Raw genomic sequence first — 23,953 nt, forward strand, 5'->3', positions numbered from 1 at the left:
GGGCCAAGCGCCCGGCTTTTTTCATCGCCAGCCGCGCCGGGGCCGCGCGGCAAGGCCCAGCGGCATGACCACGGGCCGCGTCCCGCAGGCGATCGCCAACCCGCGCGGCACCAATGCCGCAAGCACCGGATCGTCGCAGATCAGCCCGCCGGTATAGGCGCCAAAGGCGGGCAGGATCAGGTGATCCGCCCCCAGCAGGAACGCCCGCCGCCGTTCCCCCGCCAGCCGCACCGCAGGGTGGTAATGCCCCGAGATGTCCGGCCCCTGCCCCGCCTGATGGCGCAAGGCGACCTGCCCCAGCGACAAGCTGTCCAGCGCCCGCCCCGGCATTCCCAACGGCGCTGCGGGATCGTGATTGCCGCCGATCCAGACCCAATCTCGCCCCTGCGCCAACGCGGCCAGCCGCAAAGCTACCTGCGCATCCAGCGCCTGCACAGCGGCCATGTCGTCGAACCCGTCGCCCAGACTGACAACCGCCACCGGATCCAGCGCCGCGATCTCGGCCCCCAGACGGTCCAGCGTCGCCAGCCCCTCATAGGGCGGCAACAGCGGCCCGCCGCGCCGCGCCATGCGTTCGGATTTCCCCAAATGCAGGTCGGCCACGATCAGCCAGCGCCCATCCGGCCACCACAGCGCACCGGACCCCCGCGCCTGCAACTGCAGCCCGTGGAAGTCGAAGCCATAGCTCATGCGACCAGCCCCGCCTCGCGCATCAACGCATCCGCCTCGATCTGGGCCAGCCGCTCGCGCCCCTCGCCACGGATGGGGACACGGCCCACCTCCAGCAGCAGGGGCGCGGCCAGGGGCGAGACGCGCTCCAGCACACGATGTTCGCGACGGGGTGAGCGCGCCAGCATCTCCTCGATCCGGCCGAAATCGACAAGACCGCGCCCGGCCTCGTCGGCGGTGACGCGCAGCATCAGGTGGTCCGGGTCGTATTTGCGCAAAGTGTCATACAGGATGTCGCTGGAAAACGTCGCCTGACGCCCGGATTTGCGTGCGCCGGGCATGTTGCGCTGGATCAGCCCGGCGACCACGGCGACATTGCGGAAGGTGCGCTTCATCACCGCATTCTCGCCCAGCCAATCGCCCAGCCCTGCGCGCAGCCGCGCCGCATCGATCAGCGGCGCGGGGTCGCGCACCGGGTCCAGCGACCAGACCAGCAGCGCGTAATCGGTCGACAGAAAGCCCAGCGGACCCAGCCCCTCTTCCTCCATCTCGCGGGTCAGCAGCAGGCCCAGCGTCTGCAAGGCATTGCGCCCCGCAAAACCGTAGATCGCAAAATGCCACAGCCCGGCATGGGGGAAAGTCTCGGACAGCAGCAGCCCCGGCTCCGGCAAGCGGCTGACGCGGGCCTGCAATCCCAGCCAGTCGCGCGTATCCTTGGGCAATGCCGTGTGCTGCACCGGATCGCCGATCATCGCCTGCACGCGATGGGCAAGCTGCGTGGACATGGCCAGCTTGACGCCCGAAAACACCGCGATCTTGGGCTGCTGGCTGGCATCTGGCGTGACCTGAATCACCATGTCCCGCAGACTGTCCATCCGCACCACGCGCCCGCCGATCAGAAAGCTGTCGCCGGGGGTCAGGCTGGCGGCAAACGCCTCCTCGACCTCACCCAAGGGCGCACCGCCGCGGCCGCGCATCCGAACCTTCAGCATCTCGGCCTCGACGATGGTGCCGACATTCATGCGCAAAAGCCGCGCCGCACGCGGATCGCGCAGCCGCCAAAGCCCGTCCCGCAGCATCAGCCTTTGCCAGCGGTCATAGGCGCGCAGCGCATAGCCGCCCGTCGCCGCGAAATCCAGACAGGCATCGAAATCCGCCCGGCTCAGACCGCGATAAGGCCCGGCTGTCACCACCTCGGCAAACAGCGCATCCGCATCGAACGGCGCGGCACAAGCGGTCAACAGGATATGCTGGCACAGCACGTCCAGAGGCCCCGGCCCGCGCGGATCGCCGTCCAGATCGCGTGCCGTCACGGCCTGCAAGGCTGCTACGCACTCAATCTGCTCAAAGCGGTTCGCGGGCACGATCCGCGCCTTGGATGGCGCGTTGTATCGGTGGTTCGCCCGCCCGATCCGCTGGACCAACCGCTTGACGTTCTTGGGCGCACCGACCTGAATGACCAGATCGACCGCGCCCCAGTCGATGCCCAGATCCAGACTGCCGGTCGCGACCACAGCGCGCAATTCGCCCGCCGCCATCGCCGCCTCGACCCGCGCCCGCTGCTCTCGCGCCAGGCTGCCGTGATGCAAGCCGATGGGCAGGTTTTCGTCATTTGCAGCCCAAAGCGCCTGAAAGAACAGCTCGGCCTGTGCGCGGGTGTTGATAAAGATGATGGTCGTCCGTGCCTCGCGCACGGCTGCCAGCACCTCTGGGATCGCGTAATGCCCCCCACCCCCGGCCCATGGCGCAGGTGCGGCGGTCGGCAGCATGGCGATGTCGGGATCAGGCCCCGGATCGGGCTCGACGATCTCGACCGGGGCCGCGCCCGCCATGAATCCTGCCAAGGCCTGCGGATCCTCGACCGTCGCCGACAGCCCCGTCACCCGCACGCCCGGCGACAATGCCCGCAATCGCGCCAGCCCCAGCATCAGCTGGTCGCCGCGCTTGCTTTCCGCCAGCGCGTGCAGCTCATCCAGCACCACCCGGCGCAAACCGCCAAAAATAGCAGGCGCCTCGGGATAGCTCAGCATCAAGGCCAGGCTCTCGGGCGTGGTCAGCAGCACATGCGGCGGATCGACCCGCTGCCGCCGCCGCTGCGCCGAGCCGGTATCGCCGGTTCGGTCCTCGATGCGAATATCCAGCCCCAACTCGGCCACGGGCCGCCCCAGATTGCGCGCAATATCCGCCGTCAGCGCCTTCAAGGGCGAGACATACAGCGTATGCAGCCCCCTTCGTTCTTCTCTGTTCTCCAAATACCCATCCGGCCCTTCCACCGGCGCAAGCTCCACCAATGAAGGCAGGAACCCCGCCAGCGTCTTGCCGCCCCCGGTCGGCGCGATCAGCAGACTGTCGCCTTTGGCCGCCAGCAATGCCAGCTGATGCGGATGCGGCTGCCAGCCTTGGCGATCGAACCAGTCATGGAAAATCTGCGGCAGGATCACAGCATCGCCTCAAGGGTTTCCAGCCGGTCGGCCTCGGCGGCGGGCTTGTCCCAGCGGATGCGGCTGATGCGGGGGAAACGCATGGCCACGCCGGATTTGTGGCGGGTGGAACGGTTCAGCCCTTCAAAGGCGACTTCGACCACCAGCTTGGGGGCCAGCGCGCGGACGGGGCCGAAACGCTCGGTCGTGTTGGCGCGGACGAACTTGTCCAGTTCGCGCAACTCGGCATCGGTAAAGCCGAAATAGGCCTTGCCGACCGGCACCAGCTCATCCCCCGCCCATAGGCCAAAGGTGAAATCGGAATGAAAGCCCGAGCGTTTGCCATGCCCGCGCTGCGCATAGATCAGCACGGCATCGACCACCATCGGATCGCGTTTCCACTTGAACCACGGCCCGCGCGGACGACCCGAGACATAGGCGCTGTCGCGGCGCTTGATCATCACCCCCTCGATCACCGCTGCGGGCGGATCGGCACGCAAAGCCGCCAGATCATCCCAGCCCGCGAAATCCAGCCGGGGTGAGACGTCGATGCGTTCCCCGAACCCCACCGCTTCCAGCACGGCGCGGCGCTCGACCAATGGCAGCGGGCGCAGATCGCGGCCTTCCCAGATCAGCAGGTCGTAAAGCCGCAGCCCCGCCGGATGGCTGGCCAAAAGCCCCTTGCCCACCGATTTGCGGTTCAGCCGCTTTTGCAGATCGCCAAACGGCGCGACCTCGCCCTGTCGGCGCACGATCAGTTCGCCATCCGCCGTGCCGTCGAAATCCATGGCATCGACGACATCGGGAAAGGCATGGGAAATATCCTCGCCCGTGCGCGAATACAGCCGCTTGACGCCGCCATCGCTGACCGCCTGCACGCGGATACCATCCCATTTCCATTCGGCGACATAGGCGGCGGGGTCCAACGCGCGAAGCTCGTCCAGATCGGTCGGGGTGGACAGCATCACCGGGCGGAATGGCGCCAAAGCCGCGCTTTCGGGCCGTGCGCCGCCGCCGATCCAGCCGAACAGGGGCGCATAGGGCGGGGAAAGCCCGTGCCATATCTCCTCAAGATCAGCGACCGCAGGGGTGCCCATCCCGGCCAGCGCCATCCGCGCCATGCGGGCGGACAGGCCGACGCGCAGATTGCCGGTCGCCAGCTTCAGAAAGGCCAGCCGCTCGGACGGGCCAAGCCGGTCCAGCATCGCGGCAATGGCTCCGGGCAGCGCGGCCTTGCCGGTGGTTTGCAGCAACTCAACCGCTTGCGACAGGGGCGGGTCGTCCTGCGCACCCTCGGGCCAGATCAGCGCGATGGTTTCGGCCAGATCACCGACGAAATCGTAACTCAGCGCCAAGAGCTGATCGTCGATGCGTTCGGCCGCCAACCCGCGCAGCAACGAAGGCGTGACGCGCCGCAGTTCCAGATCACCCGTCAGCGCCGCCAGCGCCCAGCCGCGGTCCGGGTCCGGCGTCGCTTCCAGATAATGCTGCAAAAGCTGCAATTTCGCGTTGCGCGCCGCGGTGAAGGCCAGACGTTCCAGCAATGCAGCAAAGGCCTTCATTCCTCGGCCTCGTCTTCGTAGCCGACCAACCGCAAGGGCCGCGCGGGAATCTGCGCCAACTCGCACCAGCGGATCACGCCATCCTCGGTCCCATGCGTCACCCAGACTTCGGACGGGGCCAGTTCCGTCAGCGTGCCGGTCAGCATCGGCCAATCGACGTGATCGCTGATGATCAGCGGCAGTTCCACGCCCCGCTGCCGCGCCCGCGCCCTGACCGCCATCCAGCCCGAGGCGAAGCCGATCACCGGGTCGCGAAACCGCTGCACCCACAGGCTGGCAAAGGCCGAGGGCGGGGCGATGACAAGCTGCGCCGGAACCTCGTCAGCGGTGGCGGGGATCAGTTCGCCCAGTTCCACCCCCTGCGCGGCATAGTAATCGCACAGCACCTTCAGCGCGCCATGGATGGCGATGGGTGCGTCATAGCCCGCTTCGCGCATCAGGCTGATGACATGCTGCGCCTTGCCCAGTGCATAGGCGCCGATCAGATGCGGACGGTCGGGAAATTCGGCCATGCTGGCGATCAGCTTGGCCACCTGCGTCGCGGGATCGGGAAAGCGAAACACCGGCAGGCCAAAGGTCGCCTCGGTCACGAAGACATCGCATGGGACGGGTTCAAAAGGCACGCAGGTCGGGTTTGCCGCGCGGGTATAGTCGCCCGAGACCACGATCCGGCAGCCTCCCGCCGTCACCGCGATCTGCGCCGAGCCCAGCACATGCCCCGCCGGATGAAAGCTGACATCGACATCGCCGATGCGCATTCTGCCGTCCGCCACCTGTTCGGATCCCGCATGGTCCGTGCCCATGCGCAACCGCATGATCTCAAGCGTTTGCTGCGTCGCCATAACCGCGCCATGGCCGTAGCGGGCATGGTCGGAATGGCCGTGGGTGATCAGCGCGCGTTCGACCGGACGCACGGGGTCGATATGGAAACCACCTTTGGGGCAATACAGGCCCGCATCGGTCGGGAACAGGATCTGATCGGCGCGCATGGACCCAAGATGTAGAACATTTCGTGAAAATCAACCGGGCGACAGCGGCCGGCCTTGGAATATCGTCTCCATCGAGAAAACGCCGGTGACGCGTTCCAGATCCATTCCGTCGATCAGCCGCTTGTAAAGCGTGTCATAGCCCGACATGCCGGTGGTCACGGCTTTCGCCATGTAATCCCATTCGCCGCCGATGCGGTGGAATTCGGTGATCTCGGGGATCGCCTCGATCCGGGTGCGGAAACGCCGCGCCCAAGCGTCGTCGTGATGGCGGGTGCGGATCATGATAAAGACCGTCAGCCCCAGCCCCAGCGCCACCGGGTCGATGACGGCGCGGCTGCCGTTCAGCACCCCCGCCTCGGTCAGTCGTGTCAGCCGCCGCCAGCAGGCATTCTGCGACAGGCCCACCCGCTCGGCCAGTTCGCGTTGGGACAGGTTGGCATCCTTTTGCAGCAGCACCAGCAACTTGTTGTCGATCTTGTCGATTTCTGGCGTCTTGTCGTTCATTTGACCACCTGTTTGCCAATATTGCGCAGGGAATGAAGATGTTTCCTCGGGAGGTGCAGGTCAAGATGTGTCAAAACAAGGAAAACCCCGATGTTCGACAGCTATCTTTCCAGCCTTTCGCGCGAAATCCACGATCAGATGATCGGCAAAGATGCGGTAGTCCACGGCCCATTCGGTCCACGCCGGTTGGTATATGCCGATTACATCGCCTCGGGTCGGGCGCTGCGCCCGCTGGAGGAATGGGTGCTGGAAAACGTCCTGCCTTGGTATGCCAACAGCCATACCGAGGCCAGCCATTGCGGCGGCACCATGACCCGGATGCGGCGCGCGGCGCGGGCGGCCATCGCGGAATGCGTGGGTGCGGGACCGGAACATGCGGTGATCTTTACCGGCAATGGCGCGACGGCGGGGATCAACCGGCTGGTCCATCTGCTGGGCGCGGGGCCGGGCGTGACAGTGCTGATCGGCCCGTATGAGCATCATTCGAACATCCTGCCATGGCGCGAAAGCGGGGCGAAGGTGGTGGAGATCCCCGAAGGCGCAGAGGGCGGGCCGGATATTCAGGCGCTGTGCGACGCGCTGACTGCGGCCTCGGGTCCGGTGATCGGCAGCTTTTCAGCGGCCTCGAACGTAACGGGCATCCTTGGCGACGTTTCAGGGATCACGGCGCTTCTGAAGGCGGCGGGGGCCAAGGTCGTCTGGGACTATGCGGGCGGCGCGCCCTATCTGCCGATCGACATGGGGCTGGGGATGGATGCGGTCGTAGTCTCGGCGCACAAGTTCATCGGCGGGCCGGGAGCGTCGGGCGTGACCGTGCTGCGCCGCGATGCGGTGGTGACGCAGTGCCCCACCCAGCCGGGCGGCGGGACGGTGCGCTTTGTTTCGCCCCAAGGCCATGACTATGCCGCATCGGTCGAGGCACGTGAGGAAAGCGGCACACCGAATGTCGTGGGCGATATTCGTGCGGCGCTGGTCTTTCTGACCAAGCGGGCGTTTGCGGACCAGATCGCCGCGCGCAATGCCGAATGGCTGGCGCTTGGCATGGAACGGCTGCGGGCGGAACCGAACGTGCAGCTGCTGGGCCGTCTGGACGCGTCGCGGTTGCCGTTCTTCAGCTTTCGTATCCGCGACGGTCGCGGCGCATATATCCACCAGCAACTGGCCACGCGGATGCTGTCGGACCTGCATGGCGTGCAGGCACGTGGCGGCTGCGCTTGTGCGGGCCCCTATGTCCACCGCCTGCTGGACCTGTCGTCCGCCGAATCCGACCGGCTGCGCGCAGCGATCCTTGCTGGGAACGAGGTCGAAAAGCCCGGCTTCGTGCGCCTGAACCTGTGCTGGGCCGCGCCGAGGTCCGAGATCGAGACGATCCTGAACGCCGTCTGCGACATCGCCCGCTGCGCGCCGCAATATCTGGCGCATTACCAATGCGACCGGGCGACGGCGATCTTTACGCCGGTTGCGGCCTGACGCGGCGCAGCCGGACATATTCGCGCACCAAGGCCACGCGGCGGGGGCGAAAACTTGTCTCTCCGGTCTGCATCGCCTGAATGCGGGCAATGTGAAAGGTCCGGAAATCCTGCCGCAGCTGGCAAAATGCCAGCAGCATCACGTGGTTTTCGCTGTAGCTGACGCCAAGCGGCAGGATTTCCCGCCGCGACGGTGCGCCCGTCAGGTCCAGATAGTCGATCCACAGGCTGCGTTCGTCCCAAAGCGCCTGACGCAGCAACGCCATATCGACCGATGCCTGCGGCAACTCGGTCACGGGCCGGAACAGATGCAGCGTGGCGTGCATCGCGTGGCGACCTTGGCTTTCGGGCAGGGTCGCCACGATACGGGCCATCGCATCCTCACCCGCCGCCGTCAGTTCGGCATCACCGATGCCGCGCAGGGCGGAAATCGCCAGCAGCAGCGCCTCGATCTCAAGGCGCGAGAAACTTTGCGGCGGCAATGCGGGGTCTTCGGTCAGCGAATAGCCCACGCCCGCCTCTCCGTCGATCAGGGCGCCACCGGCGCGCAGGGTGGCGATGTCGCGGTAAAGCTGGCGCGGCGACACGCCGGTTTCATCCGCCAGCCGCGCCGCCGTGACGGGCGCGGGCAGACGCCGCAGCGCATCCATCAAACGCATCAGCCGATCCGAGCGTGCCATACTGTCACCTTCTGTCAGGAGCCGGGGCGCATATTGACCCCATCGCAACGGAAAGGCCAAGACATGCTGACCCTTTATCACGCCCCGCAAAGCCGCTCGACCAGCATCCTGACGCTGCTGCTGGAACTGGACGCCTTTGACAAGGTGGACATCCGCCGCGTCGGCATCCGCCGCTTTGACGGCTCGGGCGGGATCGACCCCGCAAACCCCCACCCCGAAGGCAAGGTGCCCTATCTGGTGAATGGCAGCGATCACGTCCGCGAACGCGGCGGCATCATGCTGTATCTGACCGATACCTTTCCCGAGGCCGGAATCGCCCCCCTGCCCGGCGATCCAAAGCGCGGCGAATATCTGTCATGGCTGTTCTGGTATCAGGGCGTGGTCGAGCCTCTGGTGGTGCTGCAATTCGCCCAGATCTCGAACCCGATGCTTGCGGACACGTTTCGCGACTACGACACCATGCTGAAGCGGCTGGACGATGTGCTAAGCCGCCAACCCTGGCTGCTGGGCGACCAGTTTTCAGCGGCAGACCTGCTGATCGGCGGCATGTTCGTCTTTCTGAACGGGCAACTGCCTTCGACGCCGGCGATCGACGCATGGGCTGGCCGTGTTCAGTCGCGGCCCTCATTCGCCAGGACCGCCGAGCTGGACGGCTGAGGCGTCGGGGGAATCCGGGCCAATTGCACCATGAGGATTCCCGCAGCGACGATCACCGCGCCGATCACATCGGACGCACCGAAGCGTTCGCCCAGCAGCGCCGCCGCAATCGCCACGCCAAAGATCGGCGACAGAAAGTGGAAGGTGGCTGCGCGAACGGCGCCGATGCGGTTGACCAGCATGAACCACAACCATGTGGCCCCGATACCGGGCGCAAGCACGGTGTATAGGAACGACCAGGCCAGCGCCCAGCTCCACTGGACGCTGCGCCCCGCCTCCATCATGGCGGCAAATGGCAGCAGCGCGGCGGCGCCCACGGCCATCTGCATCCCCACGATCATCATCATGTTGCGGCTGCCGCTTGCCCCGCGCGCGGCCAGCGTGGCCACGGTCAGCGCGGCGACCCCGATCAGGCACAGGACGACGCCTGGAATATCCAGCCCGTGCTGCAAGCGGACACCCATGATGATGGCCACGCCGATCACCCCGGCGACCAGCCCCGCCACCGCGACCGGGCGCAGTTTTTCGGAATAGACCGCCCAGCCCAGAAAAGCGACGATCAGCGGCATCATCGAGGCGATGATCGAGGCCGCCGACGCCTCGACATGCTGCATCGCGATCCAGTTCAGGCCCAGATACAGCGCGTTCTGGCACAGACCGAAGATGACGACCGTGCGCCATTCGCCCCGGCTAAGCCGAAAACTTTGCCCCAAGGCACGGGCCAGCAGCACGGCGATCACCGCAGACAGCGCGAAACGGATCACCAGCGCCGTCAGGGGCGGTGCGGCCAGAACGATGATGCGCGTGGTGGTGAATGCCGACGCCCACATCAGCGCAAAACCGAAGCCCATCAGGATGGCCTTGAAATCCATGCGCCCGCCCTTTTTCACAATTCCGTCGCCATGGGCTAGCAGATGGTCCGCCGCGTGCAAGGCCAAAGACCGCAGGCCGGTTTTGCAAAAAAGAAGGGCCGCGCAATTGCTGCGCGGCCCTGCAAATCGGAAAAGACCGAAAGATCAGGCGTTGACGCTGTCTTTCAGGGCTTTCGCGATGGTGACCTTGACCACCTTGTCGGCGGGTTTGGTCATCATTTCTTGGGTCTGCGGATTGCGGACCTGACGCTCGGGGCGGGCGCGGCAGGCGACCTTGCCGATGCCCGGCAGGGTGACTGCGCCGCCATCGGCGACGGTTTTCGAGACAACTGCCGAAAGCGCGTCCAGCGCCGCAGCTGCGGTTTTCTTGTCGCTGCCCATTTCTTCGGCCAGCGTGGCAACCAGCTGGGTCTTGGTCATCGGTTTCGAAGCGGCCTGAGCCATGTTCTGTCTCCTCTTGTTTTCCCGTTCGGGAAATTTTCGGACGCCACCTTGGCGGCACATATGCCGCTACACATGCTTTTTGCGCGCATTTCAAGATGTTTTGGCAGTTTTCCCCAGCAAATGCTGCGAAATCAGCCTTGCAGCAGGGTTCTAGAGAAACGCCGTCTCGTTGAATGAGCGCAACTTGCGCGAGTGAATCCGCTCCAACGGTGTCGCGCGAAGCTTTTCCATGGCCCGAATTCCGATCAGCAGATGGTTCGCAACCTGCGTGCGATAAAAGTCCGTCGCCATGCCGGGCAGCTTCAGCTCTCCGTGCAGGGGTTTGTCGCTGACGCACAGCAATGTGCCATAGGGCACGCGGAAGCGGAAACCGTTCGCGGCGATGGTGGCGCTTTCCATGTCCAGCGCCACGGCGCGGCTTTGCGACAGGCGTTGCACAGGGCCGGACTGGTCGCGCAGTTCCCAGTTGCGGTTGTCGATGGTGGCGACCGTTCCGGTGCGCATGATGCGCTTCAGCTCATACCCGTCCAGCTTCGTGACCTCGGCCACGGCGTCCTGCAGCGCCACCTGCACCTCGGCCAAAGGCGGGATCGGCACCCAGACGGGCAGGTCGTCGTCCAGCACGTGATCTTCGCGCAGATAGGCGTGGGCCAGCACGAAGTCGCCCAGCGACTGCGAATTGCGCAGGCCCGCGCAATGGCCGACCATCAGCCACGCATGGGGACGCAGCACGGCGATGTGGTCCGTCGCGGTTTTCGCGTTCGACGGACCGACGCCGATATTGACCAGCGTGATGCCGTCGCCATCGGGCCGCTTCAGGTGATAGGCGGGCATCTGCGGCGTCTTGGCGCCCGTCACCAGCACGTCTTCGGGACGTTCCAGCATCTGGTTGCCGGGCGCGACAAAGGCCGTATAGCCGGAATTCGGATCGGCCAGCGCCCGGCGGGCCACCGCCTCGAATTCATCGACATAGAACTGGTAGTTGGTGAACAGCACGAAGTTCTGGAAATGCTCGGGCAGGGTCGCGGTGTAATGCGACAGACGCGCCAGCGAATAATCCACGCGCTGCGCGGTAAAGGGCGCCAGCGGATGGCTGCCATCGGGATTGGGACCGGCCGTCCCGTTCACGATGTCATCGTTCATCGTGTTCAGGTCCGGCACGTCGAACACGTCGCGCAGCGAAAATTTCAGCACGCCTTCCTGCGGCACGTTCAGGTCGCTTTGCGTGGCCACCGCGAAATGCACCGGCATCGGCGTGTCGCTGTCGCCCACCACGACCGAAACGCCGTGATTTTTCATCAGCAGCCCGATCTGTTCGGTCAGATAGCCGCGAAACAGGTCGGGCCGCGTGACCGATGTGGCATAGGTGCCCGGAATCGCCACATGGCCAAAGGACAGCCGCGAATCCGTCTTGGAGTGGCTGGAGACGATCATCCGCACTTCGGGATAAAAGGCGCGGTAGCGGGCGCGGGGCGCGATGCCTTCAAGGGTTTCGACAAAGCGGTCCAGCAGGAAATGCGATGCGCGTTCATACAGTTCGATCAGGCGTTCGACGGCGGCCACGGGGTCGTCGAAATACACGCGCTCGGCTGGCGCGGGGGATTCGATGGGCAAAAGCCTGTTGTCGGTCATTATGCGCGTCTCCGGTTTTCGTGGACTGTGCCAGCGGGCTTGCGGACTGGCAAGGCGGCTCCGGGCTTCCTATGTGACTGGCAAAGGAGTCCTCCCATGCAGTTTTCCATTCTTGATCTGGCGGTCGTCGCCGAAGGTTCGGATGCCCGGCAGGCCATTGCGAATGCCGTCGCCCTGGCCCGCGCCGCCGAGGGCTGGGGTTATCACCGCTTCTGGCTGGCCGAGCATCACAACATGCCGGGCATCGCCAGCGCCGCCACCTCGGTCCTGATCAACCATGTCGCCGCCAATACCCAGACGATCCGCGTGGGCGCAGGCGGCGTCATGCTGCCCAACCACGCGCCGCTGGCCATTGCCGAACAGTTCGGCACGCTGGCGACGATCCATGGCGACCGCATTGATCTGGGCCTTGGCCGCGCGCCGGGCGGTGACGGCGCGGTCATGCACGCGCTGCGCCGGGGCATGGGCCGCAACGACGACTTCCCCAATGATGTGGTCGAGCTGCTGCGTTATTTCGGCCCCGAACAGCCCGGCGTCCCGGTCGCCGCCCATCCGGGTCAGAACACGCATGTCCCGGTCTGGATTCTGGGATCGTCGCTTTACGGCGCCAGCCTTGCCGCTGCGCTGGGGCTGCCTTACGCCTTTGCCAGCCATTTCGCCCCCGACGCGCTGGATCAGGCCGTCCAGACCTATCGCGAGCGTTTCCAAGCCACCGAATTCGGTGAAAAGCCCCGCTTCATGCTGGCGGTGAACGTGATCGTCGCCGATACCGACGATGAGGCCCGCCGCCTGCGCACCAGCCAGCAGATCAGCTTTGCGCGGCTGCGGCTCGGCTCGCCCGGATTGCTGCCGCCGCCGGTCGATGACATTCTGGACGCGGTTCCGGTGCGCATCCTGCCCACGGTCGAACATGCGCTGTCGGTCAGCGCCGTGGGCGCACCCGCCACCGTCGCAACCGAGCTGGACCGCCTGATCGAACGTTACAGACCCGATGAGCTGATCCTGGTGGGCAATATCTATGACCAGCAGGCGCGGCACCGCTCGTTCGAAATGGCGGCCCGGATCCTTCAGGCCCGCGCATGAGGGCGCTGGTCCTTGGTCACGGCTATTCGGCGGGGTTCCTGACGCCCCTGCTGCTGGAACGCGGCTGGCAGGTCACCGGCACGACCCGAGACGCACCCCAACGCGTCGCGGCCAGCGGAGCCACGCCCCTGCTATGGCCGGGGGCCGAGGATCAGGTCAGGGCCGAGATCGCCCGCGCCGATGCCATCCTGATCTGCGCCGCGCCCGGTCGCGAAAGCGACCCGGTGCTGGCGGATTTCGCGGGTGATCTGGCGCGCGCAAGACCGCGCTGGCTGGGCTATCTGTCCACGACCGGGGTTTACGGTGACCATGCGGGCGGCTGGGTGGACGAAGATACGCCGCTGACGCCTTCGACACCGCGCGGTCAGGAACGGGTGGCGGCGGAAACCGCGTGGCGCGCGCTGGCGGATGCCCATGACCTGCCGCTGCATGTCTTTCGCCTTGCGGGCATCTATGGCCCCGGCCGCGGGCCGTTTGCCAAGGTCCGCGCGGGCACGGCGCGGCGGATCGTCAAACCCGGTCAGGTGTTTTCGCGCATCCACGTGGCGGATATTGCACAGGTGCTGATGGCCTCGATCCAGAAACCCCGCCCCGGTGCGGTCTATAACGTCTGCGACGACGACCCCGCCCCGCCCGAGGACGTGATCGCCCATGCCGCCCACCTGCTGGACTTGCCCCTGCCCAAGGCCGAGGATTACGCCACCGCCCCGATGACGCCCATGGCGCGGTCGTTTTACGCTGAAAGCAAGCGCGTCTCGAACGCGCGCATCAAGGAAGAACTGGGCGTGCGCCTGCTGTATCCCGATTACCGCAGCGGTTTGCAGGCGATGATGGCAGCCGAACCGATGTAAGAGAATCGTCACCCAAGGGTGCTAGCGATCGGCGCAACGAAGCCAGCCCGGTGCGCCCATGCAAAGTCTGCGTTCCAACCTGCCCGCCGTTGTCATTGCCGTCCTGATGGGCGTGCTGCTGTTGACCGGGCCAAGGGCAGAGCGGCTGGGCGACCGCTTTCAGGTGGTGCTGCCCCTGCTGGCATGGGGCTGTCAGGCGGTGAACGGCAAGGGCGCGGAATATCTGCTGCGCTATGGCGTCATGTTCACCGGCCTGCATTCCATGAAGCAGGGTTTTGGCGATGCCGAAATCAACCGCCGCCCGAACGGCGGGAATGCCGGAATGCCCTCGGGGCATACGGCGACGGCTGTGTTCGGCGCGTCCGCCCTGCTGCATGACTGCGCGATGGGCAGCGCACCCGTCCGTGCCGCCGTGGTGCTGGCTGCGGGCTTTACCGGCGCCAGCCGCATGGATGCGGGTGCCCATACGATCTGGCAGGTGCTGTTCGGCGCGCTGTGGGGGCTGGGCTGCGACCGGGCGCTGCGTCATCACGCGCCGTCGCGTCAGCGCATCCGCATCGGCTTCAAGCGCCTGCGCCGTTATCTTTTGCAATCAGGAAAGAAAATCGCATGTCACGTCTCGTTGCCACGGCGCTTGCGCTGGTCCTGACGGCCGGTCCCTCGTTCGCCGAGGATGTGATCCAGGGCTATACCGGCTGGCAGATCGCCACCGATTCCGAAGTCGAGATTCCGGGCCAAAGCTTCGACGCCGAATGGGATGGCGAATCCTTCAAGGCGCCGCCTTATTGGGGTCTGCGCTGGACCCGTTGGCAGGGTGACTGGGGCTGGGGCGCGGAATTCACCCATACCAAGGTCAAAGCGACCGACGACACGCTGGCGGGTGCAGGGCTGGACAGGCTGGAATTCACCGACGGTCTGAACATCCTGACCGCAAATATCCAGCGTCGCTGGCTGATAGAGGGTTTCACCCCCTATGCCGGTGCGGGTCTGGGCGTCGCGATCCCGCATGTCGAGTTGGAGCGCCCCGAGGGCCGCACCTATGAATACCAGTTGACCGGCCCCGCCTTGCGCTGGTTCGCGGGCGTCAGCCGCGATTTCAACGAACATTGGCTGGGCTTCGTCGAGTATCAGGGCACGTTTTCAAAGAACACCGCCGACCTGAAAGGCGGCGGTGAACTGAAAGCCGACATCACCACCCATGCGGTGAATATCGGCGTAGGTTATCGGTTCTAGCGTCCGATCGAACAGCAGCCGCTCAGCATTCGCGACGGCTGGTCCTGCCCGTCGATGATGACCGATACGGCCAGCGCGAAATCCCGGTCCGACATGCCATCGCTGCACTGGTCGGGCCGGATGAACGCGGTGACGCGGCCCTTGGCATCGCCCGCGATCAGCCCGCGCGTCGGTTCCCCCTCCAGCCCGCGATCCATGACCTTGCGCAGCTCAAGCTGACGGTCTGGCTGGTCGGGTTCGGAAAAGACCATGCCCGACTTGCCCGGTTTCAGACCCCAGAACGGCTCGGTCCCGGTGCAGCTTAGGCTTTGCGGCAAGGCGGCGGGCTGCCAGATGCCCGGTTGCTGCTTCAGAAAGCGCAGCGCGACCCAGCCCGAGACTTCGCCGACATTCACCTTGCCCCATTTCCCCGTGCCGTCGCGGGCGACAAGCTGGATGCCCTTGGCGGTGGCGGGAAGCGTGGCCACGACCTTGCCCTGCCCGTCCGGGCTTTCGCGGACATTCAGCGTGTCCCACGTCTCGACCACGGTCACGTCGAACAGGTTCGGCAGATAGCTGGGCGGCTTTTCCTTGGCCGCAGGGGCAGCAGCGGCCGCTTCGGCAGGGGGCGCGGGCTGCTGGGCAGGCGCGGCTGCCGGTTGTTCGGCGGGTGCAGGTTGCGGCGTCGGTGCCGGTGCTGCGGCAGGGGCAGGGGCAGGGGCAGGTTCCGCAGACTTGGCTGCGTCGGTCGCCGCCCCTTCGACCGGGGCGTTTTCCGCAGGCTTTGCCGCATCCTTCACAGGCTTGGCAATCGGACGTTCGGTCGGCACGCCTTCGGCAGGCGTCTGGGCAGAGACCGCCAGCGGAACGGAAAGCGCAAGGCCGGTCAGAAGGATTCGCAGCATCGGTTTCCCTTTCACGCTGGCGGGTCTCATGTCACATCAAAGAAATTCGCGTCGATGGAACGCAGAACATAGGTCTTGTCCACACGCACACCCACGCCGTGATCGATCATGAGGCGCGCCAGACGGTCGCCGTCGATCAGCACGACGCGCTGGGTCACGCGGCGCGCGAAATCATGCGCCTCGCGCGTGAAGGACGAGGTGGTGACGAACACCCCCTTGCTGGCGCTTTCCCCGGTCATAGCGCCGATAAAGGCCTGCAACGCCGGACGCCCGACGCTGTTGTCCAAGGCGTAACGCTTTGCCTGGATATAGACGGCATCCAGCCCCAGCTTGTCTTCGTTGACAACGCCGTCGATGCCTCCATCGCCGGATTTGCCAAGCGCCTGCCCCATCTCGGCGCGACCGTCGCCATAGCCCATCGCCAGCAGCAACTCGACGATCAGGCGTTCGAAGCGGGCTGGGGTGAGGGAAAGGACTTGTTCGAGGAGTTCTTCGGCCAACTCTAACTCGATTTGCCTATAGGAACGTTCGATGCTTTCGCTTGGCGTAAGCTCAGCCTCTAATTTTTCTATGCTAGCAATCGCCGCCGATGAGCCGTCTAAACGGCCGCCCTTGTTCTTCCACTGTATATAATCAGGTAAACTACGCAGCTCTTCCCAACCCAAGGGATTCCCAGATTTCAGAAGCAGCTCGCCTGCAACCGTAATACGATAAGTCGCGCGTACTGGCCTTTCGACCAGCCCCGCCTTCATCAGATGAAAAATAGCCCAGTCAGCCCGGTCAAAAACCCGAGTTCGCTGGCCGCTCGGAATCGTCTCCGTCATCTGGGTTTCAGTAAGGTGATATTTGCTCTTTAGACCCGGCAGGCACTCCCGAGCATTAACTGCCCCCTGCGACAACAACTCCAAGCAAGGCCTGAACAGTTCGTACATAGTCGGGATTTCGCTCAAGCCCGCTTCCCTTCGATCCGCGCCACGCCCAACACCTCAAGCACCTTGGCCTTGATGTCCGGGGCGGACATGCGGGCGTCGCGATACATGGCGTCGGGGCTGGCATGGTCTATGAAGGTATCGGGCAGGACCATCTGACGGAAGCGCAGACCGTTGTCGAAAATCCCTTCATCGGCAAGAAGCTGCGCGACAAGCGAGCCGAAGCCGCCAATCGCGCCTTCCTCGATGGTGATCAGCGCCTGATGCGTGCGGGCAAGGCGCAGGATCAGCTCGCGGTCCAGCGGTTTGGCGAAGCGCGCATCGACCACGGTGGGCGAAACGCCTGCGGCGACCAGCTCCTCGCGGGCGCGCATCACCTCGGCCAGACGGGTGCCGAATGACAGAATCGCCACGCCCTTGCCTTCGCAGATCACGCGGCCCTTGCCGATCTCCAACGGCTGGCCGCGTTCGGGCATCTCGACCCCCATACCTTCGCCGCGCGGATAGCGGAAGGCGATGGGGCCGTCGTCATAGGCGGCGGCGGTGGCGACCATGTGGCAAAGTTCTGCCTCATCGGCGGCGGCCATGACCACCATGCCGGGCAGGTTCGCCATAAAGGCCACGTCGAACGCCCCCGCATGGGTCGCACCATCGGCGCCGACCAGCCCGGCGCGGTCGATGGCAAAGCGCACGGGCAGCCGTTGGATCGCCACATCATGCACGATCTGGTCGTAGCCGCGTTGCAGGAAGGTCGAATAAAGCGCGCAGAACGGCTTCATCCCGCCCGCCGCAAGGCCCGCGCTGAAGGTCACGGCATGTTGTTCAGCAATGCCCACGTCGAAGCAGCGGCGCGGGAAACGCTCGGCGAACAGGTTCAGGCCGGTGCCGTCGGGCATCGCAGCAGTGACCGCCACGATCTTGTCGTCGCGGCTGGCCTGATCGACCAAGGCGCGCGCAAAGACCGAGGTATAGCTGGGCGCGTTCGATTTCGCCTTGGTCTGCGTGCCGGTCGCCACGTCGAATTTCGCGGTCGCATGGCCCTTGTCTGCAGCGCGTTCGGCGGGGGCATAGCCCTTGCCCTTTTTCGTCACGACATGGATCAGCACCGGACCGGTCGCGCGGGCTTTCAGCGTGCGGAACAGCGGCAAAAGCTGCTCCATGTCATGACCATCGACGGGGCCGATATAGGAAAAGCCCAGTTCCTCGAACAAGGTGCCGCCGACGGTCATGCCTTTGAGCATTTCCTTGGCCCGGCGCGCGCCTTCCTGCATGGGCGGCGGCAGGAAACCCACCGCGCCCTTGGCGACGGATTTCAATTCCTGGAACGGGCCTTCGGCGTAAAGCCGGGTCAGGTAACGCGACAGCGCCCCGGTCGGCGGCGCGATGGACATTTCATTGTCGTTCAGCACCACGAAAACGCGCTTGCCCAGATCGCCCGCGTTGTTCATCGCCTCGAAAGCCATGCCGGCGGTCATCGCGCCGTCGCCGATCACCGCGATCGCATCGCCCGGATCGCCGCCCAATTCGCGGGCCATGGCGAACCCGACCGCCGCAGAAATCGAGGTCGAGCTATGCCCCGCCCCGAACGGATCATAGGCGCTTTCCGAGCGTTTGGTGAAACCCGACAGCCCGCCTTCGGTGCGCAGGGTGCGGATGCGGTCGCGCCGCCCGGTCAGGATCTTGTGCGGATAGCACTGATGGCCCACGTCCCAGATGATCTTGTCGCGCGGCGTGTCAAAAACCGCGTGCAGCGCCACGGTCAGTTCCACGACGCCCAGACCCGCGCCCAGATGGCCGCCGGTAACGGACACGGCGCTGATCGTCTCGGCCCGCAATTCATCGGCAAGCTGGCACAATTCGCGGTCCGACAGCGCCTTCATGTCGGAGGGCAGGTTCACCCGGTCTAGCACCGGAGTGGCGGGACGGTCGGTCTGGCTCATGGCTGACCCTTTCTTACGGAATTACGAGGCGCGCTCGACAACAAATCGCGCCAACTGGCGCAGGTTCCCTGCGGCCTCGCCATATGGGTCAAGGGCGACTTCGGCGTGACGGGACAGTTTGCGCGCCTTTTCCTGCGCACCATCCAGCCCCAGCAGCGACACGAAGGTCGCCTTGTTCGCCGCATCGTCCTTGTTCAGGCGCTTGCCGGTCTCCTCCTCGGAGCCGGTGACGTCCAGAATGTCGTCCTGTATCTGGAATGCGAGCCCCAACGCGCGGGCGTAATCGGTCAGCGGGCCGGTATCCTGCCCCGCCATGATCGCGCCCGAGGTCGCCGAAAACAGGATCAGTGCCCCGGTCTTGGCCCCTTGCAGGCGCTTGACAGCGACCAGATCCAGCGGCTCGACCGCGGTTTCGGCGGCAATATCCAGCGCCTGACCCCAGACCATGCCACGCGCACCCACCGCCTCGACAAAGGCGGCGATCAGGTTCACGCGCACCTCGGCGGGCAGGTTCGCATCTGTCATCAGGCCAAAGGCCAGCGTCTGCAGCGCATCGCCCGCAAGAATGGCGGTCGCTTCGGACCATTGCACATGCACGGTTGGCAGGCCGCGACGCAGATCGTCGTCATCCATCGCGGGCAGATCATCATGGACAAGGCTATAGGCGTGCAGCGCCTCGACCGCCGCGGCGACGGGCAGCGCATCGGCATCGTCGATGCCATGCAGCCGGGCCGATTCCATCACCAGAAACGCCCGCAGCCGCTTGCCGCCGATACAAGCGTATCGCATCGCATCCGTCAGCTCTCCCGGAGGCAGGGCCGACATCGCCTCTTCCAGCGCGGTCTGGACCTGCGCTTTCACGTCCTCAAGTCGTTCCAGCATCACAGCCCCTCGGCAGGAGTCGTGCCTGTGGGCTGGCCACTGGCGGCCAGCGTGATCTTTTCGACCCGTTCTTCGGCGGCGCGCAGCACCTTGTCGCAATGCGCCCGCAGCGCGGCGCCGCGTTCGTAAAGCTTGATCGAATCCTCAAGCGTGGCTTCGCCATGCTCAAGCTTGCCGACGGTCGCCTCCAGCTCGCGCATCGCCTCCTCAAAGGACATGTTGTCGATCTCGCTCATGCGGCCGTCTCCTTTAGCACTTCGACATGGGCACGCGCCGAGCGTCCCAAAGCGCCAAGATCATAGCCGCCTTCAAGGACCGATACCACCGGGGCCGAACAGGATACCGCCGCGTCGCATATGATGCGCGAAATCGCGGTAAAATCGGCCTCGTCCCAGTCAAGCGAGGCAAGGGGATCATCGGCATGGGCATCGAATCCGGCGGAAACCAGCACAAGCTGCGGTCGCCATTCCTCGACCCGCGCGGCGACCTGACGCCATGCGGCGCGGGCGGGCGCGCCATCTGTGCCGGAATGCAGCGGGATATTCAGCACATTGCCATGTTCGCCACGCTCATGCGCGCCGCCCGTGCCGGGATAAAGCGGGTATTGATGCGTCGAGGCAAACAGCGCGCGGGATTCGTGCCACAATATATCCTGCGTGCCATTGCCGTGATGCACGTCGAAATCCAGCACCGCCACTCGGTCCAGCCCGTGATGGTCCAGCGCCCGCAACGCACCGATGGCGATCGCGTTGAAGATGCAAAACCCCATCGCCCTGGCGCGTTCGGTATGATGCCCCGGCGGACGCATGGCGACAAAGGCGTTGGGTGCCTGCCCTGCCAGAACCGCATCAACCGCCGCACAGACCCCACCGACGGCATGACGCGCAGCCGCCAGACTGCCGGGTGACAAATAGGTATCGGCATCCAGCATGGCCCAGCCGTTGTCGGGCAGCTTGCGGCGGATCATGGACAGATAGCTTTGCGGATGCGCGCGCAGAATATCGTCATCCTGAGCATCGGGCGCGTCGCGACGGTCCAGCTCCAACCCCTCCAGCGCAGAGATGACGGCATCGAGCCGGGCCACCTGTTCCGGGTGGCTGGGCGGCGTCACATGCTGAAATCCCGAAGGGTGCGTGTAAAGCAATGTCATCGCCACAGGATTATGCGGCAGATTTGTGACGGGCAAGCAAACACTCCGCGATCTGCCCGAAATGGCGGGGCTTGTGCGGGCAATTGCCCGAAAGCCGGGCAAAACATCTTATGCGATCAGGCGATGACCGTCATGCCCCTTGATCTCGACCTGGATCAGGGAACCCTCGGGCATGTCGCGGTCGAACGAGACTTCGGTGAAATGCTCGGTCCGGGCCAGTCGGGGGCCTTCGGTCAGGACCAGCCGCGTCTGACCGACCTGCGCCTGCAGATGTGTCGCCAACGCGGCATCGCCCGCAGCCCGCAGCCGCGCCGCCCGTTCCTTGATCTCCGGGCCCTGCACACGCGGCATCCGCGCGGCGGGCGTGCCTTTGCGCGCGGAATAGGGGAAAACATGCAGAAAGGTCAGGCCGCAATCATCGACCAGCTTCAGGCTGTTTTGAAACATCTGTTCAGTCTCGGTCGGGAAACCCGCAATGATGTCGGCGCCAAACACGATACCGGGGCGCAACTTGCGCGCATCCTCGCAAAAGCGGATGGCATCGTCGCGCAGGTGGCGGCGCTTCATGCGCTTCAGGATCATGTCGTCGCCCGCCTGCAAGGAAAGGTGCAGATGCGGCATCAGGCGCGGCTCTGACGCGATGGCCAGCATCAGATTCTCATCCGCCTCGATGCTGTCGATGCTGCTGATGCGCAGGCGCGGCAGATCCGGGACCAGACGCAGAATCCGCATGACCAGATCACCCAGGCGCGGCGTGCCAGGAAGATCGGCGCCCCAACTGGTCAGATCAACGCCGGTCAGCACGACTTCGTTGAAGCCGCGATCCCGCAACCGCTTGATCTGGTCGATGACCACGCCCGCCGGGACCGAGCGCGAGTTACCCCGACCGTAAGGGATGATGCAGAAGGTGCAGCGGTGGTCGCAACCGTTCTGGACCTGCACATAGGCGCGATGACGACCGAAACCGTCGATCAGGTGGCCCGCCGTCTCCTTTACCGACATGATATCATCGACCTGCACCTTTTCGGTATCGCCGATCAGGTCGGGGGCCTGCATCCGCTGCCATGTTTCGGGCAGCATCTTTTCATGGTTCCCGACGACGCGCGTGACTTCGGACATCGCGGCAAAGGTCTCGGGCTCGGTCTGGGCGGCGCAGCCGGTAACGATGACCGCCGCACCGGGGTTTTCGCGCGCCAGACGCCGGATTTCCTGACGAGCCTTGCGCACGGCTTCGGCCGTCACGGCGCAGGTATTCACGATCACCGCGCCTTGCAGCCCGGCGGTTTCGGCCATCTCGCGCATCGCCTCGGTCTCATAGGCGTTCAGGCGACAACCAAGCGTCGCAAAGACCGGCGGTTTCACCAGATCCTTCATCCCCGCCAAACCCCGTCAAAGACATGCGCCGTCGGGCCGGTCATCCAGACCCCGTCTTCGCGCCAGTCGATTTCCAGAACGCCGCCGGGCACGTTCACCTTGACCCGACGCCCGGTCAGGCCGCGACGTGCCGCAGCAACCACCGCCGCGCAGGAACACGACCCCGAGGCCAGCGTGATCCCCGTGCCGCGTTCCCAGATGCGCAATATGATCTCGCTGTCCGAGACGATCTGCACCACCTCGACATTGGTGCGCTGCGGATAAAGCGGGTGATGCTCGTGCAGCGGACCAAAGGCGGGCAGATCGACCGCCGCCGCGTCATCTACAAAGAAGGTCATATGCGGATTGCCCATGCCCGTCGCCGCCGGATCGCCCGCGATGGGCAGGTGCAGCGTGTCTATATTCTGGGCCAGTGGGATCTTGGCCCAGTCCAGCACAGGCGCACCCATGTTCACGCGGGTCAGCCCATTGCCCGCATCTTCGGCCAACAGAACGGCATGATCGGTCGCAAGGCGCAGGTCGGTCGCCCCGCTTTCATCCATAAGATAGCGCGCAACGCAGCGCGTGGCATTGCCGCAAGCCGCCGAAAGCGAACCATCCGCATTAAAGAAGACAAGCCGAGCATCGGCGTTATCGCCCGGCAGGATGACCGCAAGCTGGTCGAAACCCACGCCGAAATGACGGTCGGCCATCGCAGCCACGACTGCAGCATCGGGCAGCCCGGCGGCCTTGCGACCGTCCAGAACGACGAAATCATTGCCAAGCCCATGCATCTTCATGAAGGGCAGAGGCGGGCGCTTACCCGAGTTTTGCTGCTGTTCCATGACGCCCACATACTCTGCCGCAAAAGATTCTGCCAGATGTGTGTTTTTCCGCTTGACCCCCCCAGCCACCAACCGTAGATAGCCCCCCGTGATGTGGGCCCATAGCTCAGTTGGTAGAGCAACTGACTTTTAATCAGTGGGTCACAGGTTCGAATCCTGTTGGGCTCACCACTGACTTTCCTTCCCGGAAAAATAAAAAACACAAGCGTTGAAGCTGATTGTCAGCTTTGGCGCATGATTGCATTTTCAGATGCAATCGCTTTTTCCTGACTGCCTTTATTTGTTACGGCCGAAAAACAGGACTGATCAGTTTAGTTTAAATTGATCGCGATCAGCATTTGTTTTCACACCCGCAGTTGGCGAAAATCGTCACCAGCCCCACAACCCCAGCATTTACTGCTTAAAAGCGGAATTTGCCTGCGATGAAGCCTGAATTCTTAGGGGCCCGATTGTCGGATTTTCCATGCATAACCAAGCAAAACCGGGCTCCTCAAAGCTTGGGCGCGTTTGCTTTATGCATCTTTAGTGACATCGGAATGGGTGATTTTGTGTCAGAAATATTATTCCCTGCAAGGCGCTAACAAACATCATTGACTTCGCAAAGGCCAATTGGTTAATGCGCAATAAAGCTGCGTTGAAACCCAAAGATGGCCGCGCAGACACCAGTTTTCCTTACCGATCGAGCAGATCGTTTGTGGCCGCATCTGGGCGGCGCCGTAGTGATGTTTTTGTTTCCAAGCTGAATGCGTATTCCCGAGGTGAATATTTCTGCGCCTCGATCTTATTCCGGCATGAGAGATCAAAAATGGTTCGCAAAGTCACGAAGGCAATTTTCCCGGTAGCCGGCCTTGGCACCCGTTTCCTGCCCGCCACGAAAAGCATCCCGAAAGAGATCATGACGCTGG

The 23,953-nt window shown here is 64.5% G+C and carries 23 protein-coding genes, 1 tRNA gene and 1 pseudogene; 8 read left to right on the top strand and 17 right to left on the bottom strand.

The window, feature by feature from the left end:
- Positions 1–21: 21 nt before the first annotated feature.
- The 5 genes from pdeM to FN835_RS02025 are packed head-to-tail and all read right to left on the bottom strand — an operon-like array spanning position 22 to position 6,144.
- Positions 22–690 (bottom strand): ligase-associated DNA damage response endonuclease PdeM, encoded by a 669-nt coding sequence (gene pdeM / locus FN835_RS02005; protein WP_142661499.1) that lies wholly within the window; start codon positions 688–690, stop codon positions 22–24.
- Positions 687–3,110 (bottom strand): ligase-associated DNA damage response DEXH box helicase, encoded by a 2,424-nt coding sequence (locus tag FN835_RS02010; RefSeq protein WP_142661500.1) that lies wholly within the window; start codon positions 3,108–3,110, stop codon positions 687–689. Before FN835_RS02010 ends, pdeM begins: the two co-directional genes overlap by 4 nt.
- On the bottom strand, positions 3,107–4,651 hold the full coding sequence (locus tag FN835_RS02015) for a cisplatin damage response ATP-dependent DNA ligase (protein ID WP_142661501.1): 1,545 nt from the start codon (positions 4,649–4,651) through the stop codon (positions 3,107–3,109). Before FN835_RS02015 ends, FN835_RS02010 begins: the two co-directional genes overlap by 4 nt.
- On the bottom strand, positions 4,648–5,640 hold the full coding sequence (locus FN835_RS02020) for a ligase-associated DNA damage response exonuclease (protein WP_142661502.1): 993 nt from the start codon (positions 5,638–5,640) through the stop codon (positions 4,648–4,650). Before FN835_RS02020 ends, FN835_RS02015 begins: the two co-directional genes overlap by 4 nt.
- A gap of 30 nt (positions 5,641–5,670) precedes the next feature.
- Positions 5,671–6,144, bottom strand: a complete 474-nt coding sequence (locus tag FN835_RS02025; protein WP_142661503.1) for an Lrp/AsnC family transcriptional regulator — start codon at positions 6,142–6,144, stop codon at positions 5,671–5,673.
- 90 nt (positions 6,145–6,234) lie between these two features.
- On the opposite strand from FN835_RS02025, the gene FN835_RS02030 reads away from it, so the two are divergent.
- On the top strand, positions 6,235–7,614 hold the full coding sequence (locus FN835_RS02030; protein ID WP_142661504.1) for an aminotransferase class V-fold PLP-dependent enzyme: 1,380 nt from the start codon (positions 6,235–6,237) through the stop codon (positions 7,612–7,614).
- On the opposite strand, the gene FN835_RS02035 is transcribed toward FN835_RS02030, so the two are convergent.
- Entirely contained in the window at positions 7,595–8,293 is a 699-nt protein-coding gene (locus tag FN835_RS02035) for a helix-turn-helix transcriptional regulator (protein WP_142661505.1), read from the bottom strand. The two genes, FN835_RS02030 and FN835_RS02035, sit on opposite strands and share 20 nt — an antisense overlap.
- A 63-nt stretch (positions 8,294–8,356) precedes the next feature.
- On the opposite strand from FN835_RS02035, the gene FN835_RS02040 reads away from it, so the two are divergent.
- Positions 8,357–8,950, top strand: a complete 594-nt coding sequence (locus FN835_RS02040; RefSeq protein ID WP_142661506.1) for a glutathione S-transferase family protein — start codon at positions 8,357–8,359, stop codon at positions 8,948–8,950.
- Here the strand turns inward: FN835_RS02040 and FN835_RS02045 are convergent.
- The 3 genes from FN835_RS02045 to FN835_RS02055 form a co-directional block, all read right to left on the bottom strand.
- On the bottom strand, positions 8,905–9,822 hold the full coding sequence (locus FN835_RS02045; RefSeq protein ID WP_142661507.1) for a DMT family transporter: 918 nt from the start codon (positions 9,820–9,822) through the stop codon (positions 8,905–8,907). The genes FN835_RS02040 and FN835_RS02045 overlap by 46 nt on opposite strands.
- A 144-nt stretch (positions 9,823–9,966) precedes the next feature.
- Entirely contained in the window at positions 9,967–10,266 is a 300-nt protein-coding gene (locus FN835_RS02050; RefSeq protein WP_142661508.1) for an HU family DNA-binding protein, read from the bottom strand.
- A gap of 150 nt (positions 10,267–10,416) precedes the next feature.
- A complete protein-coding gene (locus FN835_RS02055; RefSeq protein WP_142661509.1) occupies positions 10,417–11,898 on the bottom strand; it encodes an AMP nucleosidase in 1,482 nt (493 codons plus the stop codon).
- 96 nt (positions 11,899–11,994) lie between these two features.
- Between FN835_RS02055 and FN835_RS02060 the strand changes: the two genes are divergently transcribed.
- From FN835_RS02060 to FN835_RS02075, 4 genes are read left to right on the top strand one after another with little or no spacing between them, the layout of a single operon-like run.
- Positions 11,995–12,981, top strand: a complete 987-nt coding sequence (locus FN835_RS02060; RefSeq protein WP_142661510.1) for an LLM class flavin-dependent oxidoreductase — start codon at positions 11,995–11,997, stop codon at positions 12,979–12,981.
- Positions 12,978–13,832 (top strand): SDR family oxidoreductase, encoded by an 855-nt coding sequence (locus FN835_RS02065; RefSeq protein WP_142661511.1) that lies wholly within the window; start codon positions 12,978–12,980, stop codon positions 13,830–13,832. Before FN835_RS02060 ends, FN835_RS02065 begins: the two co-directional genes overlap by 4 nt.
- Positions 13,833–13,890: 58 nt before the next feature.
- Positions 13,891–14,481, top strand: a complete 591-nt coding sequence (locus FN835_RS02070; protein WP_142661512.1) for a phosphatase PAP2 family protein — start codon at positions 13,891–13,893, stop codon at positions 14,479–14,481.
- Positions 14,442–15,065, top strand: coding sequence for an outer membrane protein (locus tag FN835_RS02075; protein WP_142661513.1), 624 nt, complete (start codon positions 14,442–14,444; stop codon positions 15,063–15,065). Before FN835_RS02070 ends, FN835_RS02075 begins: the two co-directional genes overlap by 40 nt.
- Here the strand turns inward: FN835_RS02075 and FN835_RS21510 are convergent.
- The 8 genes from FN835_RS21510 to dapF all read right to left on the bottom strand — a co-directional run bounded on the left by FN835_RS21510 (position 15,062) and on the right by dapF (position 23,048).
- Positions 15,062–15,949 (bottom strand): COG3650 family protein, encoded by an 888-nt coding sequence (locus FN835_RS21510; protein ID WP_142661514.1) that lies wholly within the window; start codon positions 15,947–15,949, stop codon positions 15,062–15,064. The two genes, FN835_RS02075 and FN835_RS21510, sit on opposite strands and share 4 nt — an antisense overlap.
- 26 nt (positions 15,950–15,975) lie before the next feature.
- Positions 15,976–16,899, bottom strand: coding sequence for a restriction endonuclease (locus FN835_RS02085; RefSeq protein WP_142661515.1), 924 nt, complete (start codon positions 16,897–16,899; stop codon positions 15,976–15,978).
- Entirely contained in the window at positions 16,896–18,818 is a 1,923-nt protein-coding gene (gene dxs / locus FN835_RS02090) for a 1-deoxy-D-xylulose-5-phosphate synthase (protein WP_142661516.1), read from the bottom strand. Before dxs ends, FN835_RS02085 begins: the two co-directional genes overlap by 4 nt.
- Before the next feature lie 21 nt (positions 18,819–18,839).
- Complete coding sequence (locus tag FN835_RS02095; RefSeq protein WP_142661517.1) at positions 18,840–19,700, bottom strand: polyprenyl synthetase family protein; 861 nt, start codon at positions 19,698–19,700, stop codon at positions 18,840–18,842.
- Positions 19,700–19,936 carry an exodeoxyribonuclease VII small subunit gene (locus FN835_RS02100; RefSeq protein WP_142661518.1) on the bottom strand — a complete coding sequence of 79 codons (237 nt, stop codon included), beginning with the start codon at positions 19,934–19,936 and terminating at the stop codon, positions 19,700–19,702. The genes FN835_RS02095 and FN835_RS02100 overlap by 1 nt, the downstream gene beginning before the upstream one ends.
- Positions 19,933–20,850 (bottom strand): histone deacetylase family protein, encoded by a 918-nt coding sequence (locus tag FN835_RS02105; protein WP_142661554.1) that lies wholly within the window; start codon positions 20,848–20,850, stop codon positions 19,933–19,935. The genes FN835_RS02100 and FN835_RS02105 overlap by 4 nt, the downstream gene beginning before the upstream one ends.
- A gap of 108 nt (positions 20,851–20,958) precedes the next feature.
- Positions 20,959–22,212 carry a tRNA (N(6)-L-threonylcarbamoyladenosine(37)-C(2))-methylthiotransferase MtaB gene (gene mtaB / locus FN835_RS02110; protein WP_142661555.1) on the bottom strand — a complete coding sequence of 418 codons (1,254 nt, stop codon included), beginning with the start codon at positions 22,210–22,212 and terminating at the stop codon, positions 20,959–20,961.
- Positions 22,213–22,220: 8 nt separating this feature from the next.
- Positions 22,221–23,048 carry a diaminopimelate epimerase gene (gene dapF / locus FN835_RS02115; protein WP_142661519.1) on the bottom strand — a complete coding sequence of 276 codons (828 nt, stop codon included), beginning with the start codon at positions 23,046–23,048 and terminating at the stop codon, positions 22,221–22,223.
- A gap of 95 nt (positions 23,049–23,143) precedes the next feature.
- Between dapF and FN835_RS02120 the strand changes: the two genes are divergently transcribed.
- Positions 23,144–23,219: transfer RNA gene (locus tag FN835_RS02120), tRNA-Lys, on the top strand.
- Between the two features lie 445 nt (positions 23,220–23,664).
- Positions 23,665–23,953, top strand: a pseudogene (locus FN835_RS21515) (hypothetical protein); the annotation flags it as partial.

The sequence above is a fragment of the Paracoccus laeviglucosivorans genome, from assembly GCF_900182695.1.
Lineage (GTDB): Bacteria > Pseudomonadota > Alphaproteobacteria > Rhodobacterales > Rhodobacteraceae > Paracoccus > Paracoccus laeviglucosivorans.